At 72.6% G+C, this 15,048-nt stretch carries 12 protein-coding genes; 5 read left to right on the top strand and 7 right to left on the bottom strand.

All coding sequences use genetic code 11. The annotated features are described in order from the left end of the window. Nucleotides 1–83: 83 nt before the first annotated feature. From pstS to ACQKM2_RS36365, 4 genes are all read right to left on the bottom strand, one after another. On the bottom strand, nt 84–1,223 hold the full coding sequence (gene pstS, locus ACQKM2_RS36350) for a phosphate ABC transporter substrate-binding protein PstS (RefSeq protein WP_427717386.1): 1,140 nt from the start codon (nt 1,221–1,223) through the stop codon (nt 84–86). Between the two features lie 434 nt (nt 1,224–1,657). After that, the gene (locus tag ACQKM2_RS36355; RefSeq protein WP_427717389.1) at nt 1,658–2,617 is read right to left on the bottom strand and encodes a CHAD domain-containing protein; all 960 of its coding nucleotides are present in this window, start codon (nt 2,615–2,617) and stop codon (nt 1,658–1,660) included. Continuing rightward, nucleotides 2,598–4,913: an RNA degradosome polyphosphate kinase gene (locus tag ACQKM2_RS36360; RefSeq protein WP_427717392.1), complete on the bottom strand. Its 2,316-nt coding sequence runs from the start codon at nt 4,911–4,913 to the stop codon at nt 2,598–2,600. Before ACQKM2_RS36360 ends, ACQKM2_RS36355 begins: the two co-directional genes overlap by 20 nt. Before the next feature lie 205 nt (nt 4,914–5,118). Further along, the gene (locus ACQKM2_RS36365) at nt 5,119–5,559 is read right to left on the bottom strand and encodes a hypothetical protein (protein WP_427717394.1); all 441 of its coding nucleotides are present in this window, start codon (nt 5,557–5,559) and stop codon (nt 5,119–5,121) included. 169 nt (nt 5,560–5,728) lie between these two features. Between ACQKM2_RS36365 and ACQKM2_RS36370 the strand changes: the two genes are divergently transcribed. The 3 genes from ACQKM2_RS36370 to ACQKM2_RS36380 are packed head-to-tail and all read left to right on the top strand — an operon-like array spanning nt 5,729 to nt 9,214. Further along, entirely contained in the window at nt 5,729–6,985 is a 1,257-nt protein-coding gene (locus ACQKM2_RS36370) for a S1C family serine protease (RefSeq protein ID WP_427717396.1), read from the top strand. 52 nt (nt 6,986–7,037) lie between these two features. Continuing rightward, nucleotides 7,038–7,772, top strand: a complete 735-nt coding sequence (locus ACQKM2_RS36375; protein ID WP_427717399.1) for a response regulator transcription factor — start codon at nt 7,038–7,040, stop codon at nt 7,770–7,772. Continuing rightward, nucleotides 7,769–9,214: a sensor histidine kinase gene (locus ACQKM2_RS36380; protein ID WP_427717401.1), complete on the top strand. Its 1,446-nt coding sequence runs from the start codon at nt 7,769–7,771 to the stop codon at nt 9,212–9,214. Before ACQKM2_RS36375 ends, ACQKM2_RS36380 begins: the two co-directional genes overlap by 4 nt. Here the strand turns inward: ACQKM2_RS36380 and ACQKM2_RS36385 are convergent. Beyond that, entirely contained in the window at nt 9,194–10,237 is a 1,044-nt protein-coding gene (locus ACQKM2_RS36385) for a phosphatidylinositol-specific phospholipase C (protein WP_427717403.1), read from the bottom strand. The two genes, ACQKM2_RS36380 and ACQKM2_RS36385, sit on opposite strands and share 21 nt — an antisense overlap. 60 nt (nt 10,238–10,297) lie before the next feature. Next, on the bottom strand, nt 10,298–10,885 hold the full coding sequence (locus ACQKM2_RS36390; RefSeq protein WP_427717405.1) for a TetR/AcrR family transcriptional regulator: 588 nt from the start codon (nt 10,883–10,885) through the stop codon (nt 10,298–10,300). A 142-nt stretch (nt 10,886–11,027) separates the two neighbouring features. Between ACQKM2_RS36390 and ACQKM2_RS36395 the strand changes: the two genes are divergently transcribed. Beyond that, entirely contained in the window at nt 11,028–11,813 is a 786-nt protein-coding gene (locus ACQKM2_RS36395) for an alpha/beta fold hydrolase (RefSeq protein WP_427717408.1), read from the top strand. A gap of 71 nt (nt 11,814–11,884) precedes the next feature. On the opposite strand, the gene ACQKM2_RS36400 is transcribed toward ACQKM2_RS36395, so the two are convergent. Continuing rightward, complete coding sequence (locus ACQKM2_RS36400; protein ID WP_427717411.1) at nt 11,885–13,702, bottom strand: bifunctional metallophosphatase/5'-nucleotidase; 1,818 nt, start codon at nt 13,700–13,702, stop codon at nt 11,885–11,887. 138 nt (nt 13,703–13,840) lie between these two features. Between ACQKM2_RS36400 and mshD the strand changes: the two genes are divergently transcribed. Then, on the top strand, nt 13,841–14,770 hold the full coding sequence (mshD, locus tag ACQKM2_RS36405; protein ID WP_427717414.1) for a mycothiol synthase: 930 nt from the start codon (nt 13,841–13,843) through the stop codon (nt 14,768–14,770). Nucleotides 14,771–15,048 lie beyond the last annotated feature (278 nt).

Here is a 15,048-nt window from a genome sequence, read left to right on the forward strand (position 1 = left end):
GACGTGTCCAGCTCGGCGTCCTCGCTCACACCGGCACAGTCGTAGGGATCCTTCACGGATCGGCCCGGGCCGGGAGGGTGTTGCTAGGCCAGCGACTTGATGGCTTCGCGGACCTTGGTGTTGATCTCGGCCGGGATCGGCGCGTAGCCGTTCTCGGTGAGGACCTTCTGGCCCGCGTCCGAGGCGGTGTACTCGAGGAAGGACTTCACGGTGCCGAGGGTCTCGGCCTTGTTGCCCTTGTCGCAGACGACCTCGTAGGTGACCAGGACGATCGGGTACGCGCCCTCGGCCTTGGTGGTGTAGTCGAGCTTCAGGGCCAGGTCGGAGCCGGTGCCGGCGACCTTGGCGGCGGCGATGGCCTTGGAGGCGTTCTCCGGGGTGGCCTTGACCGGGGCGCCGGCGCCGGTGTTGATGTCGACGGTCTTGATGCTCTGCGAGGTGGCGTAGGAGAGCTCGAAGTAGCCGATCGCGCCGTCGACGGCCTTGACCTGGGAGGCGACACCGGCGGAGCCGGACGCGGCCTGGCCACCGGGGGCCGGCCACTTCTTCGCGGCCTCGTAGGTCCAGGCGTCGGGGGCGGTGGCCTTGAGGTACTTGCCGAGGTTCTCGGTGGTGCCGGAGTCCTCGGAGCGGTGGAAGGCCTGGATGGCGGTGGGGGGAAGCGAGACGCCGGGGTTCAGCTTCTTGATCGCCTCGTCGTCCCACTTCTTGATCTTGTCGTTGAAGATGTTCGCGAGGGTCGCCGCGTCCAGGTTCAGCTTGTCCACGCCGGAGACGTTGAAGCCGATGGCGATCGGGCCGCCGACCATCGGCAGGTTGATGCCCTGGCCGCCGGTGCAGATCTTCTTCGAGTCCTCGACCTGCTCGGGCTTCAGCGCCGAGTCCGAGCCGGCGAAACCGACGGTGCCCTGGTTGAAGGCGACGATGCCCTCACCGGAGGAGGAGGACTTGTAGTTCACCTCGACGCCGGAGCAGGCGGCCATGTAGTTCTTCACCCACAGGTCCACCGCGTTCTTCTGCGCGGAGGAGCCGGAGGCGAGGAGCTTGCCCTTGGCGCCCTCGCACTTGATGTCGCCGGGCGCCGGGGCCGAGGCCTTGGTGGTGCCGTCGGCGCCGGTCTTCGTGTTGTCGTCCGAGCCGCACGCCGTGAGGACCAGGGCGCCGGACACGACGAGGGCCCCGAGGGCGGAGGCACGAAGCCGGTTCTTGCGCTGAAGCTTCACTTTCGGGTGTTCCTTCCGAGGAGCCGCCGGCCGCTTTCTGGTTCGGGGCGGCGTGCGAAGAGGACTACGGGCTGCTGTGGTGCGGCGCCGTGTTTTCCCGATCGGCTCGCACCTTGCGCTACCGAAATTAGGCAGAACAGGTGAAGCGGTCGACCGCGCTTGGTGAACGGGGGGTGAACCATGGCGGACGGCCCGGTGCGGATGGGGTGGTTTGTGCCCGGGCTTAATCGGGCGTTATCCGCCCGTTATGGCGCTGTTACCCTCTCGCGGCCGTTGCCCTGGCCGGGCGGGGTGGCCGGATTTCGCCGGTGGCCCGGCCTGTGCCGGCCCGTCCAGCGTCTCAGACGCGGGCGGGCCCCGCCGGGGATGCCGCTGCGCGGGCTGCTCCCCGCCCCGCCCCGCGCAGCGGCAGCCCCGCCCGGTCGGTCGGTCGGTCAGGGGACGGCCGGGGTCGGGTGCCAGATGTGGTGGAACGAGAGGCGGGCCGCCTCCACCGCGTGGCGCTGGTCGGCGTGCAGCACCCCCAGCGCGTACGCCGTCGCCGGGGCGATCCGCGGGGTGCGGGCGGCCGTCGCCGAGGCGGTGGCGGCCTCCGAGGCGTCCCGGTGGAGGTCCAGGGCCTCTCCCGCCGCCGAGAGCCGGGCCACGTCCCCGCCCAGCACCTCCCGCGCGTACCGGTGCACCCGCAGCAGCCGGCGCACCTCGTGCCAGGAGGCGTCCTCGTGCGCCGCGTACGGGGTGCCCTGCGCGGCGGGGAGTGCGGAGACGGCCCCCGCGAGCCGGGTGGCGGTGACCTCCGCCAGCGGTTCCAGCACGTCCCCGATCCGGCCCCGCGCCGCCACCGGGTCCAGCGGCACCTCCGAGGCCAGCACCGCCACCGCGTCCGCCACCGCGTGGAAGCGGGACGACCCGAGGGCCTGGAGGGTGGCCGAGTGCGCCCGGGTGCGCGCCAGCGTGAGCTGCCGCTCCAGCAGGGCGCCCGCCCGCGCCGAGCCCACCGTGAGGGCGCCCGACGCGCCCGGCCCGCCCCGCGGGGCCGGCAGGTCGGGGGAGCCCGACAGCCGCTGCAGGGCCTCCATCAGCCGGGACAGCCGGGCGGCGTACGCGTGCTCGTCGGCCAGCGTGGACGACAGCCAGACCAGCTCCGTGCGCAGCGAGTCCGCCCAGCGCGACTCGGTGACGGCCCGGAACGTGCTCAGCGACCCGGCGATCCGGCGCGCCGCGCCCCGCAGCCCGTACGCCGCCTCGCTGCTCTCCGCCGAGTCGGCGGCGGAGCCGCCCGCCGCGCCCGCTTCGTGCAGGCGCAGCGCGCGCAGGAAAGCGGTGGCCTGGGAGCGCAGGTAGACGCCGAGCACGTCACCTGCGGTCAGGTCGTCATGGTTTGGCAGAGCCACGCCGGCGCCTCCGGGCGTCTATGAGCATCTCCTGTACGTGCCGCAGCGGTTGGCCTTCGGCGTCGGTGCTGTGCCGGGTCCATTCGCCGTCCGGGCCCAGGTGCCAGGAGGAGGTGGCGTCGGACATGCCGGTCTCCAGCATCCGGTCCAGTGCCGCGCGGTGGGCCGGGTCGGTGACCCTGACCAGTGCCTCGATGCGGCGGTCGAGGTTGCGGTGCATCATGTCGGCGCTGCCGATCCACACCTCGGGCTCGCCGCCGTTGCCGAAGGCGAAGACCCGGGAGTGTTCCAGGAAGCGGCCGAGGATCGAGCGGACCCGGATGTTCTCCGACAGGCCGGGGACGCCGGGGCGCACGGCGCAGATGCCGCGCACCCAGATGTCGATGGGCACGCCCACCCGGGAGGCCCGGTAGAGGGAGTCGATGAGGGCCTCGTCGACGATCGAGTTCATCTTCAGCCGGACCGACGCCGGGCGGCCGGACCGATGGTGGTCGGCCTCCTTGTCGATGCGCGAGATCAGCCCGTCGCGCAGGGACTTGGGGGCGGTCAGCAGCCGGCGGTAGGTCTCGCGGCGGGAGTACCCGGACAGCCGGTTGAAGAGGTCGGAGAGGTCCGCGCCGACCTGCGGGTCGGCGGTGAGCAGGCCGAGGTCCTCGTACAGGCGGGCGGTCTTGGGGTGGTAGTTGCCGGTGCCGACGTGGCTGTAGCGGCGCAGGGTGTCGCCCTCCTGGCGGACGACGAGGGAGAGCTTGCAGTGCGTCTTGAGGCCGACGAGGCCGTAGACGACGTGGCAGCCGGACTCCTCCAGCTTGCGCGCCCACTTGATGTTGGCCTGCTCGTCGAAACGGGCCTTGATCTCGACGAGTACGAGGACCTGCTTGCCGGATTCCGCGGCGTCGATGAGCGCGTCGACGATGGGGGAGTCGCCGGAGGTGCGGTACAGCGTCTGCTTGATCGCGAGGACGTCCGGGTCCGCGGCGGCCTGTTCCAGGAAGGCCTGTACGGAGGTGGAGAAGCTGTCGTACGGGTGGTGCAGCAGCACGTCGCGCTCGCGCAGCGCGGCGAAGATGTCGGGCGCGGACGCGGACTCCACCTCGGCGAGGTCCCGGTGGGTGCCGGCGACGAACTTCGGGTACTTCAGCTCGGGCCGGTCCAGGGAGGCGATCCCGAAGAGGGCGGTCAGGTCGAGCGGGCCGGGCAGCGGGTACACCTCGGCGGCGCTGACCTTCAGCTCCTGCACGAGGAGGTCGAGGACGCCCGGGTCGATGGACTCCTCGACCTCCAGGCGGACGGGCGGGCCGAAGCGGCGCCGCATGAGCTCCTTCTCCAGCGCCTGGAGGAGGTTCTCGGCGTCGTCCTCCTCCACTTCGAGGTCTTCGTTGCGGGTCACGCGGAACATGTGGTGCGCGAGCACCTCCATGCCGGGGAACAGCTCCTCCAGGTGCGCGGCGATGACGTCCTCCAGCGGGACGTAGCGCTGCGGGGAGGCCTCCAGGAACCGGGAGAGGATCGGCGGCACCTTGACGCGGGCGAAGTGGCGGTGGCCGCTGACGGGGTTGCGTACGACGACGGCCAGGTTGAGGGAGAGGCCGGAGATGTACGGGAACGGGTGCGCGGGGTCCACGGCCAGCGGGGTGAGCACCGGGAAGATCTGGTTGCGGAACAGGGTGAAGAGCCGGGCCTGCTCCTTCTCGGTGAGGTCGGGCCACCGGATGAGGTGGATGCCCTCCTCGGCGAGCTGGGGGGCGATGTCGTGCTGGAAGCACGCGGCGTGCCGGGCCATGAGCTCGCGCGAGCGGGTCCAGATCAGGTCCAGCACCTCACGGGGCTGGAGGCCTGAGGCCGAACGGGTGGCGACGCCGGTCGCGATGCGGCGCTTGAGGCCGGCGACGCGGACCATGAAGAACTCGTCGAGGTTGCTCGCGAAGATCGCCAGGAAGTTGGCGCGCTCCAGCAGCGGGGTCGCGGAGTCCTCGGCGAGTTCGAGCACCCGCTCGTTGAAGGCCAGCCAGCTGCGCTCCCGGTCGAGGAAGCGGTTCGCGGGGAGCTCGCCGGTGTCGTCCTTGTCCTCGTAGGCGTCCAGGTCGGCGTCGAGGTCGGGATCGAGGTCGACGTGGCCGGTCACGCGGGCGGCGTGGGGCCGGTGGGCGGCTATGGACCCGAGGCGGGGCTTGGCGCCGCTGCCGCCGTCGGCCTTCTTGCCGGTGCCGGTGCCGGTGCCGTCTCCGGTTGCGGGGGCGTGAGACGAGTGCTGTGCGGGGACCTCGGTGGGGCCTGCGCTGGGCTGGTGGCTCATGACTCCATTCTTCCGCGCACGCGGCAGGACAGGCGCGTTGGAAGTGTCTGCCGTGAGGCGGAGTCGGGGCTGCATGACGTGAGGCTCGCAAGCGCGTCTGAATGCCCGGTTAATGGCGTATGGCTTCTGGGGTCAGGGGCGGCGACCGGCGACCGGTGAGCCGCGGCCGGCGCACGGCGGCAGTCCGGCCGGGCCGGGGCCCGCCCTACCGGCCCAGGAGCGCGCCCAGCAGGTAGGGGCCCGCGAGCAGGGCCAGGGCCCAAACGGAGGCCGCGCCGAGCGGCAGGGCCAGTACGCCCCAGAGCCGGCGGGCGCCCGGCTTCTCGTGCGGGGCGGTGAAGGCGGCGCCCAGGAGCATCAGGGGGGTCGGCAGGAGCAGGAGCATCCGGCAGGTGCCCGCGATGTCCATCGCGGGGGACACCACCGTGAGGCCCGTCGCGATCACCAGCAGCGCGCCGCCCATGACCGCGCAGATCAGGGAGAAGCGCACGGGGGCGCTGCGTGAGGTGAGGGGGAGTACGACGAGCAGCCCGGTCGGGACGGCGAGCGGGGCGAAGGGAGTGGCGAGGCCGAGGAGGGCTGCCGCCATGGCCGCCAGGGCCCAGTTCGAGGCCTGCCGGGACACCTTCTCGGCGGGTGCGGGCATGGTCGTCCTCCTGGGCGTGAGCGCGGATGCTCCCCACTGGTTTGAACGTGTTCAGAATATCGGGAGGAGGGGTCGGTGCCCAGGTCCTTATTTCGGGCATACGCGGTTCTGTCGGGCTTCTCAGCCGGGACTCAGGAAGCTCTCATGAAGCGCGGACACAGTCATAGGCATGACCGAGAGCTTCCGCCGCGAAGGCGAGTACCCCCAGGAGAACGGCCCGGCCCGGAACGCGCCCTTCGGGGACGACTGGCAGCGGGGGCGCGAACGGCTGGCGCGGGATGCCGGGGCCGCCGGCTATCCGCCGCCGCCCGCGTACCCGCCGGCGGCCGCCCCGGCTCCCGGGTGGCACGAGGCGCACCAGCCGCCCGTCATCCAGGGCGAGACCGTCCCGGCGGGCAGCGGCAGCGGCGGCGGCAGCGGGTGGGACGCCTGGGGCTCCGCGGCCGCCGCCGGCCCGGCCGGCCCCGCGCACGCGGCCCGCGCCAAGCGGCCCGTCGCGCTGCTCGCCGCCGTCGCCCTCGCGGCGGCCGTGGTCGGCGGCGGAACGGCCGTCGCCGTGCAGCAGTTCCTCGGGCAGGCGGGCGCCGTCGTCGGCGGCGTGAACGGCACCAACGTCTCGCAGTCCAGCAACGGCACCGTCTCCGGGGTCTCCGAGCAGGTCAGCCCGTCCGTCGTCCGCATCGACACCCGCACCGGCTCCGGCCAGGGCACCGGCTCCGGCATCGTGCTCACCGCCGACGGCGAGATCGCCACCAACAACCACGTCGTCAACGGCGCCACCGAGATCCAGGTGACGATGAGCGACGGGAAGAAGTACAACGCCAAGATCGTCGGGACCGACCCCGGCAAGGACCTCGCCCTCATCAAGCTCCAGGGCGCCAGCGGCCTGAGGCCCGCCAAGCTCGGCGACTCCGACCGGCTCAAGGTCGGCGACCAGGTCGTCGCCATCGGCTCCCCCGACCGCCTCACCGGCACCGTCACCAGCGGAATCGTCTCGGCGCTGAACCGCGAGGTGAACGTGCCGAAGACCGAGAACCGCCAGCAGCAGAGCCCGCAGCGGCAGCGCGGCGGCGGCTGGCCGTTCTCGTACGACGGTCAGCAGTTCAACGGCGACACCGGCTCCGAGACCACCTCCTACAAGGCCATCCAGACCGACGCCTCCCTCAACCCCGGCAACTCCGGCGGCGCCCTCGTGAACATGAACGGCGAGATCGTGGGCATGCCCTCCGCGATCTACTCGCCCTCCAGCGACGGCGCCGGCGCCGGCAGCGTCGGCCTCGGCTTCGCCATCCCGGTCAACACGATCAAGGCCGACCTCGACTCCCTCCGCAAGGGCGGCAGCGGCGGCAACGGGAACGGCAACGCCGACGGGAACGGCAGCCGCGGGGCCGACAGCGGCGGCAACGGCTTCGGCATCTCCTTCTGACACCCTGGGACGTGCCCCGCGCACCGACCACCACCCCTGGGGGACCCCGACCATGAATCCCGCCGAAGGCGACCCGCAGCGCATCCTCGTCGTCGACGACGAACCGGCCGTGCGCGAGGCCCTGCGCCGCAGCCTCGCCTTCGAGGGGTACGAGGTCCGGACCGCCGTCGACGGGCTCGACGCCCTCGACCAGGCGGCCGCGTACGTCCCCGACCTGATCGTCCTCGACATCCAGATGCCCCGGATGGACGGCCTGACGGCCGCCCGCCGGCTGCGCGCCTCCGGCAGCGTCACCCCGGTGCTGATGCTGACCGCCCGCGACACCGTCGGCGACCGCGTCACCGGCCTCGACGCGGGCGCCGACGACTACCTCGTCAAGCCGTTCGAACTGGACGAGCTCTTCGCCCGCGTCCGCGCCCTGCTGCGCCGCAGCTCCTACGCCGCCCCCGCCGCCGGCCCGGAACCGGCCGGGGACGCCCTCGCCTTCGGCGACCTGCGCATGGACCTCGCCACCCGCGAGGTCACCCGGGGCGGGCGGCCGGTGGAGCTGACCCGTACCGAGTTCACGCTGCTGGAGATGTTCCTGGCGCACCCGCGCCAGGTGCTGACCCGCGAGCAGATCCTCAAGACGGTGTGGGGCTTCGACTTCGAGCCCAGCTCCAACTCCCTGGACGTGTACGTGATGTACCTGCGCCGCAAGACCGAGGCGGCCGGCGAACCGCGCCTCGTGCACACCGTGCGCGGCGTCGGGTACGTCCTGCGGGCCGGCGAGGGCGGGCCCGAATGACGGGTCCGGCCGACCGGTTCCGCGCGCTGCCGCTGCGCTCCCGGCTGGCACTGCTGGTCACCGTCGCCGTCGCGGTCGCCGTCGCGGCGGTGGCCGGGGCGTCCTGGGTGATGGTGCGGGCGCAGCTGAACGACCAGCTCAACCAGTCCCTGATGGCCACCGACCCCAGCGAGCAGGTGCTGCGCACCCTCCGCGAGGGCTGCACGCTGGGCCCGCCGCCGAACCAGACGGACATCGCCGGGGACCTGAACGCGACCGTCCAGATCGTCACCGCCGAGGGCGGCCGCTGCTGGGTGAGCGGACGGACCGACCTGCCCGCCACCCAGACCGACAAGGACGTCGCGGCCGGCCGCAGCAGCGCCAGGCTGCACGACGCCACCACCGCCGACGGCGACCGGATGCGCGTCTACACGATCGGCCGGCGCCTCACCACCGGCGGACCCACCTTCGGGATCTCCATCGCCAAGCCCCTCGCCGACATCGACAAGCCCCTGTCCACCCTGGCCTGGGTGCTGCTCCTGGTCTCCGGCATAGGGGTCGTCGGCGCGGGCGCGGCCGGCCTGTGGGTGGCCCGGACGGGGCTGCGGCCCGTGGACGAGCTCACCGGCGTCGTCGAGCACGTCGCCCGCACCGAGGACCTGACGGTGCGGATCCCGGACGAGGGCGACGACGAGATCGCCCGCCTCTCGCGGTCCTTCAACGCGATGACCGCCGCGCTCGCCTCCTCCCAGGAACGCCAGGCCCAGCTGATCGCGGACGCCGGGCACGAGCTGCGCACGCCGCTCACCTCGCTGCGCACCAACATCGAGCTCCTCGCGCGCAGCGAGGAGACCGGCCGGGCCATCCCGCCCGAGGACCGCCGGGAGCTGCTCGCCTCGGTCAAGGCGCAGATGACGGAACTCGCCGCACTGATCGGGGACCTCCAGGAGCTGTCCCGCCCGGACACGGCCCCGCACGCCCCGCTCGGGGTGGTGGCCCTGCACGACATCGCCGCCTCGGCGCTGTCCCGGGCCCGGCTGCGCGGCCCCGAGCTGCGGTTCGGCTCGGCCCTGGAGCCCTGGTACGTACGGGGCGAGGCCGCCGCGCTGGAGCGGGCGGTGGTCAACCTGCTGGACAACGCCGTGAAGTTCAGCCCGCCGGGCGCCGCCGTCGAGGTCTCGCTGCGCGCGGGCGAGCTGACCGTACGCGACCACGGGCCGGGCATCCCGCCCGAGGACCTCCCGTACGTCTTCGAGCGGTTCTGGCGCTCCGAGTCGGCCCGTGCCCTGCCCGGCAGCGGGCTGGGCCTGTCCATCGTGGCCCGTACGGCGGCCCGCTCGGGCGGCGGCGCCGAGCTGCGCGCCGCCGCGGACGGGGCGGGCGGCACGGAGGCGGTGCTGCGCATCCCGGGCGCGCCGGCGCCGCCGCCGTCGGAGCAGCCGTCAGTTGTGCCGGAGCAGTGAGGCGACCAGGCCGGAGCGGGTGTTGGGGAAGTCCATCGGGACGATGCCGAGGCCGGTCCGGCCGGCGAGTTCGGAGCCGTCGACGAAGCCGTGGACCTGCGGGTTCAGCCGGTCGGAGTTCCAGCGCGGCGGCATGTACGCGGCGGTGCTGACGTAGTTGACGAAGAGCCTGCCGGGTTCCCGGACCGCCTTGCGGAAGTGGTCCTCGATGCGGACGCGCTTGGCGAAGGGCTCGGTGTTGTAGTCGTCCTGGATGTCGAAGACGCCGCCGTCGCCGTAGCGCAGGCCGGGCAGGCCGGCGTTGTCGGCGAGGAGGACGACCCTGCCGCGGGCCTGCCCGAGGGCGGGCAGGGTGTCGGCGATCCGGAAGAGGGGACGCCAGCCGCGCCGGTCGAGGTAGTCGTCGAAGACGGCGCGGAAGGCGGCGTCGGACTCGGAGGAGTACTCCTGCTTGACGCGCATCAGGACCGTCTCGGAGGGGTGCGCGGCGAGGAAGTCCCGGCAGGCGGCGAGGACGTCGCCGAACATCAGGTCCTGGAAGAACGAGCCGTGGTGGATGGCGAACGAGCCGCCCGTGACCCGGCAGCGGACGTCGAGGAAGCGGATGCCGGAGTCGAGCTGCTGGGCGATCGAGGTGTTCTGGCAGGCGACGTAGAGGCCGCCCTTGGTGGCGCCGGAGTCGTGGGTGCCGGGGATGGTCATCCGCTGGAGGGCGGTGGAGTCGGCGAGGCCGGCCATCCAGTCCTGGGTGCCGAGGGTCCGCGCGGGGGCGGGGGCGGGGGTGGAAGCGGCGTGGGCCGGTGCCGCCGCCCCGAGGGCGAGGAGCGCGCCCGTGCCCACGGCCGCGGCGCCGGCGAGGAAGGCCCGCCGGCCCGGTCGCGCCGTGTGCGCGCCCGCGGCGGTGCGTACGCCTGTGCCCGTGCGTACGCCTGTGCCCGTGCGTGCGTCCGTGCCCGTGCGTACGCCCGTGCCTCTGCCCGCGTTCGCGCCCGTACGCGTACCCGTGCCTCTGCCCGCGTCCATGCCCCGCCCCTTCGCCGACCGGTGGTGGGACCGGATTATGGCGTGCGGGACCGGCGTTTACTACCCGTCGGTAGGCGCGGGCTCTTCCAGCAACTCGACCATCCTGCGCAGCCCTCGGGTGAGCTCGGCCCCCGTCGGCGCCTGCCCGGGGTCGGTCAGGACCTGCACCATCACCCCGCTCAGCAGCGCGAGGTGCACCGACCCGAGGGCCCGTACGTCCTCGTCGGTCACCGCCTCCTCGGACACCCCGGCCAGGTGCGCGGCCACCATCCGCCGGGAGCGGCGCTGCCCCTCGGCCAGGATCGCCAGCAGCTCGGGTGAGGACTGGGCGTGGACGAAGGCCTCGATGTTGGCGATCCACAGCCAGCGCATGTCGAGGAAGTCGCGGATCTTGCGGTCCCAGGTGTCGCCGTACCGCTCCGCCGCGGTGTCGCCCTCGCCGGCGAGCCGGCCGGAGCCGGCGGCCCAGTCGTCCATGGCGGCGAACAGCGCCTGGTTGAGCAGCGCCTCGCGGGACCCGAAGTGGTAGCCGATCGCGGCCATGCTCACCTGTGCCGCCGTGGCGATGTCGCGCACGGTCGTGCGCGAGTAGCCCTTCTCCTCAAGGCAGCGGCGCGCGCCGGCCAGCAGGTCCTCGCGATTTCCCATGCTCCGGATGGTATCCGCGCCCGCGCCCCTCCGACCCGGACTTGGGCAAGCGCACAAGACATGTGTATTGCGCGCTTGCCCAACTGCTGGCAGAGTGATGCCCGCGACCACCGCAGGCAACGGAAACGGGGAGACACGAACCATGCGCGACACACTGGGCATCGACGGCCGCACCCTCTCGTACCTGGACTTCGGCGGCACCGGCCGGCCGCTCCTCGCCCTCCACGGAGGCATGTCCGAAGCCGCTGCCTTCACCGGCCTCGCCGCCGCCCTCGGCGACGAGTGGCGGGTCATCGCCCCCGACCAGCGCGGCCACGGCGACTCCGACCGCGCCCCGCACTACCGCCGCGAGGGGTACGTCGCCGACGCCGTCGCCCTCCTCGACCACCTCGGGCTCACCGAGCCCGTCGCCGTCCTCGGGTACTCCCTCGGCGGCCTCAACGCCTACCACCTGGCCGCAGCCCACCCCGACCGCGTCGGCGCCCTGATCGGCGTCGACGCCACCGTCGCCATCGACATCCCCGCCGGCCCGCAGTGGTTCGACTTCCTCGGGACCCTGCCCTACTCCGCGCCCACCCGCGAGGAACTCCTCGGCGCCGTCGACCCGGCCGCCCTGCCCTTCGTCGCCGACGGGGTGCGCCCGCTCAAGGACGGCACCGGCTGGCGGCTCGCCTTCCACGGCCAGGACATGCTCGACTCCATCCACGCCTGCGACGGCGACCACTGGGACACCTGGACCGCGAGCCCCTGCCCCGCCCTGCTCATCCACGGCCGCCAGAGCCAGGCGCTCACCCAGGACGCCGCCGACGCCATGGTCAGCCGGCGCCCGGGCACCTCGTACACCGCCCTGGACGGCGACCACTTCGTCCCCTTCACCGACCCGGAGGGCTTCCACTCCGCCGTCGGGAAGTTCCTCGCGACCCTCTAGCGCGAACGCCGAGGGGGCGGCGGGCCGACTCCGGCCCACCGCCCCCTCGGGACGTACTGTCCACCGCCGCGCTACTTGACGACCTTGATGCGGTCGGCCGCCGGCGGGGCGATCGGGGTCGCCGCCGTCGACTTCGCCAGGTAGGCGTTGAAGGCGTCCAGGTCCGACGCACCCACCAGCTTGTTCTTGTGCTCCTTCAGGACGGTGAAGCCGTCACCGCCGCCCGCGAGGAACTCGTTCATCGCGACCCGGTAGGTCTTGGCGGGGTCGATCGCCGCGCCGTTCAGCTTCACCGAGTCCACGACGATCCGGTCCGCGCCCGTCTTCGTCATGTCCAGGGTGTACGTGAAGCCCTTCGAGACCTGCAGGATCTTCGGGTTCGGGCCGTTGACCGTACCGCTCACCTGCTGCTGGAGCGCGGTGATCAGCTGCGCGCCGGTCAGGTCCACGACGTTCATCAGGTTGTTGAACGGCTGCACCGTGTACGACTCGCCGTACGTCACGACACCGTCGCCCTCGTCACCCGCGGCCTTGTAGGCCAGGTCGGCACGGATGCCGCCCGGGTTCATGATGGCCAGCTGCGCGCCGCCCTTGTCCGCCGGGGCCGTGGCCTCCAGCTGCGCGTCCGCGATCAGGTCGCCGAGCGGCTTCTCCGGCGACTCCGAACCGCGGCCCGGGATGTCGGCCGAGATGTAGCCCATCGGACGGTTCGCCACCGGCGCGGCGAGCGCCTTCCAGCGGGTGATCAGCTCGGACATGTCCGCGGCCTTCGGCTGCTCGCGGCCGACGAGCTTGTTCACCGGCTTCGGCGACAGGGCCGGCGTCCGGACGATGTCCTTCGTCGCCCGGTCGTAGGTGAGGGTGGTGTCCGTGAACAGCCGGCCGTAGGAGGCCGCCGAGGTCACCGTGCGGGGGTTGCCCGCCGGGTCCGGGATGTTGCAGCTGTACGCCTGGTGCGTGTGACCCGTCACCAGGGCGTCGACCTTCGGGTCCACGTTCTTGGCGATGTCGACGATCGCACCCGAGATGCCCGCGCCGGCGCCCGGCACGTCGCAGTCGTAGTTGTACGCGCCGTTCGCGGGCAGACCGCCCTCGTGGATCAGCGCCACGATCGACTTCACGCCCTGCTTGTTCAGCTCGGCCGCGTACTTGTTGATCGTCTCGACCTCGTCGCCGAACTTCAGGCCCTTGACGCCCTCGGCGCTGACGACGTCCGGAGTGCCCTCCAGGGTGACGCCGATGAAGCCGATCTTCACCTCCCCCTTCTTCCAGATGAAGGTGGGCGACATCAGCGGACGCTTGGTCTTCTCGTCCGTCACGTTCGCGGCGAGGTACTGGAACTGCGCACCCGTGAAGGTCTTGCCGTACTCGAAGCAGCCTTCGGTCGGGTGACAACCGCCGTACGCCATCCGGCGCAGCTCGGTCTTGCCCTCGTCGAACTCGTGGTTGCCCACGCTCGACACGTCGAGGTTCAGCTTGTTGAGCGCCTCGACGGTGGGCTCGTCGTGGAAGAGACCGGACAGCATCGGGCTGCCGCCGATCATGTCGCCGGCCGCGGCCGTGACGGAGTACTCGTGGCCCTTGCGAGCCTCGCGCAGGCTGGTGGCGAGGTACTCGACGCCACCTGCGGGTATTGCCTTGGTGGTGCCGTCTGCCTGACGTTCGCTCACGGTGCCGGACGAGCCCTGCGGGGGCTCCAGCGTGCCGTGGAAGTCGTTGAACGAGAGCATCTGTACGTCGACGGTGCGCGCCTTGGGAGGCGTACCGCCACCACTCGCGGCACCGGCCGGCAGCGCGGCGGCGACCATTGCGCCGGCACCCGCCGTGAGGGCGAGAGCGCCGATGGTCAACCGGCGGGCCGTACGGGGCCGTTGTGGCTTCGCTGACATTTATTCCCCTTTGTGGACAGCGAGACAACATTTGGGAGGTGCCCGCAGCCTAAGGTCAACGCGCGTAGCACGACAGGGGGTAGCGGGTTGCGAGCTGGTTACGCGCAGCCGTCGGGCGGCGCGCCGTAGGCTCGGAGCATGACTGACGCAGCAGCGGCCCTGGAGCCGGGACGGCAGATTGACATCCTCGACGAGCTGACGGAGGAGCAGGCCGACTCCGTACTCGACCTGATCGCGGAGGCGGCCCGCACCGACGGCACCACCGCCGTCTCCGAACAGGGCCGCCTCCAGCTGCGCGGCGGACCGCGCGAGGGGATCCGGCACTTCCTCCTCACCGACGGCGGGCGGCTGTGCGGGTACGGGCAGCTGGAGGACACCGACCCGGTGGAGGCCCCGGCCGCCGAACTCGTCATCCACCCCGCCCTGCGCGGTCGCGGCTACGGCCGGGCCCTGGGCACCGCCCTGCTGAACGCCTCCGGCAAGCGGATCCGGGTCTGGGCGCACGGCGGCAAGTCCGCCGCCCGGCACCTCGCCCAGGTGCTCGGGCTCACCCTCTTCCGCGAACTCCGGCAGCTGCGCCGCCCCCTGGGCCCGGACGCCGCCCCGCTGCCCGAGCCGGTCCTCCCGGCCGGCGTGACCGTCCGCACCTTCGTGCCCGGGCAGGACGACACCGCCTGGCTCGCCGCCAACGCCGCCGCCTTCGCCCACCACCCGGAGCAGGGCGCGCTCACGCAGCGGGACCTGAACGACCGGATCGCGCAGCCGTGGTTCGACGCCAAGGGCTTCTTCCTCGCGGAACGGGACGGCGAACTGGTCGGCTTCCACTGGACGAAGGTCCACGCCGAGGAGCAGCTGGGCGAGGTCTACGTGGTCGGCGTCCGCCCGGGCGCCCAGGGCGGCGGCCTGGGCAAGGCCCTCACCGCCGTCGGCCTCCACCACCTGGCGGAGTCCGGCCTCCCGACGGCGATGCTGTACGTCGACGCCGACAACCCGGCGGCCCTGGCGGTGTACGAGGGCCTGGGCTTCGCGACGCACGAGATCGACCTGATGTACCGGACGGAGAGCTGAGGCACGCGGCGGGGCGGGGCGGGGTGGGGTGGCCGGGCCGGGGCGCTCCGGGCCGGTCCGGGCCGCTCCGGTCCGGGCCCGCTATCTCCCCCTCGACCCCCTGGGGTGGGGCGGGGGTTGCCCACCCGCCTCCCCGGGTGCGGGCCGGGGGGCGGTATCCCCATGGACCGGATCAGAGAAGCCTGGGGGTTTCCCGTCAGTCCCATCGTCCTTCCGGTTCGGGCCGTCCTGTCAAGGGCGCTCCCTTCGGTCGCGTCGCTTCGCGATCGCCTTCGGCG

Source organism: Streptomyces sp. NPDC004126 (assembly GCF_050275515.1).
In the GTDB taxonomy this organism is placed as follows: Bacteria; Actinomycetota; Actinomycetes; order Streptomycetales; family Streptomycetaceae; genus Streptomyces.

Excerpts from the sequence above, each read along its gene's own strand:
- ACQKM2_RS36395 (WP_427717408.1), top strand. The coding sequence starts at position 11,028 with ATGCGCGACACACTGGGCATCGACGGCCGCACCCTCTCGTACCTGGAC.
- ACQKM2_RS36360 (WP_427717392.1), bottom strand. The coding sequence starts at position 4,913 with ATGAGCCACCAGCCCAGCGCAGGCCCCACCGAGGTCCCCGCACAGCAC.
- mshD (WP_427717414.1), top strand. The coding sequence starts at position 13,841 with ATGACTGACGCAGCAGCGGCCCTGGAGCCGGGACGGCAGATTGACATC.
- ACQKM2_RS36385 (WP_427717403.1), bottom strand. The coding sequence starts at position 10,237 with ATGGACGCGGGCAGAGGCACGGGTACGCGTACGGGCGCGAACGCGGGC.
- ACQKM2_RS36390 (WP_427717405.1), bottom strand. The coding sequence starts at position 10,885 with ATGGGAAATCGCGAGGACCTGCTGGCCGGCGCGCGCCGCTGCCTTGAG.
- ACQKM2_RS36375 (WP_427717399.1), top strand. The coding sequence starts at position 7,038 with ATGAATCCCGCCGAAGGCGACCCGCAGCGCATCCTCGTCGTCGACGAC.
- ACQKM2_RS36400 (WP_427717411.1), bottom strand. The coding sequence starts at position 13,702 with ATGTCAGCGAAGCCACAACGGCCCCGTACGGCCCGCCGGTTGACCATC.
- ACQKM2_RS36370 (WP_427717396.1), top strand. The coding sequence starts at position 5,729 with ATGACCGAGAGCTTCCGCCGCGAAGGCGAGTACCCCCAGGAGAACGGC.
- ACQKM2_RS36365 (WP_427717394.1), bottom strand. The coding sequence starts at position 5,559 with ATGCCCGCACCCGCCGAGAAGGTGTCCCGGCAGGCCTCGAACTGGGCC.
- ACQKM2_RS36380 (WP_427717401.1), top strand. The coding sequence starts at position 7,769 with ATGACGGGTCCGGCCGACCGGTTCCGCGCGCTGCCGCTGCGCTCCCGG.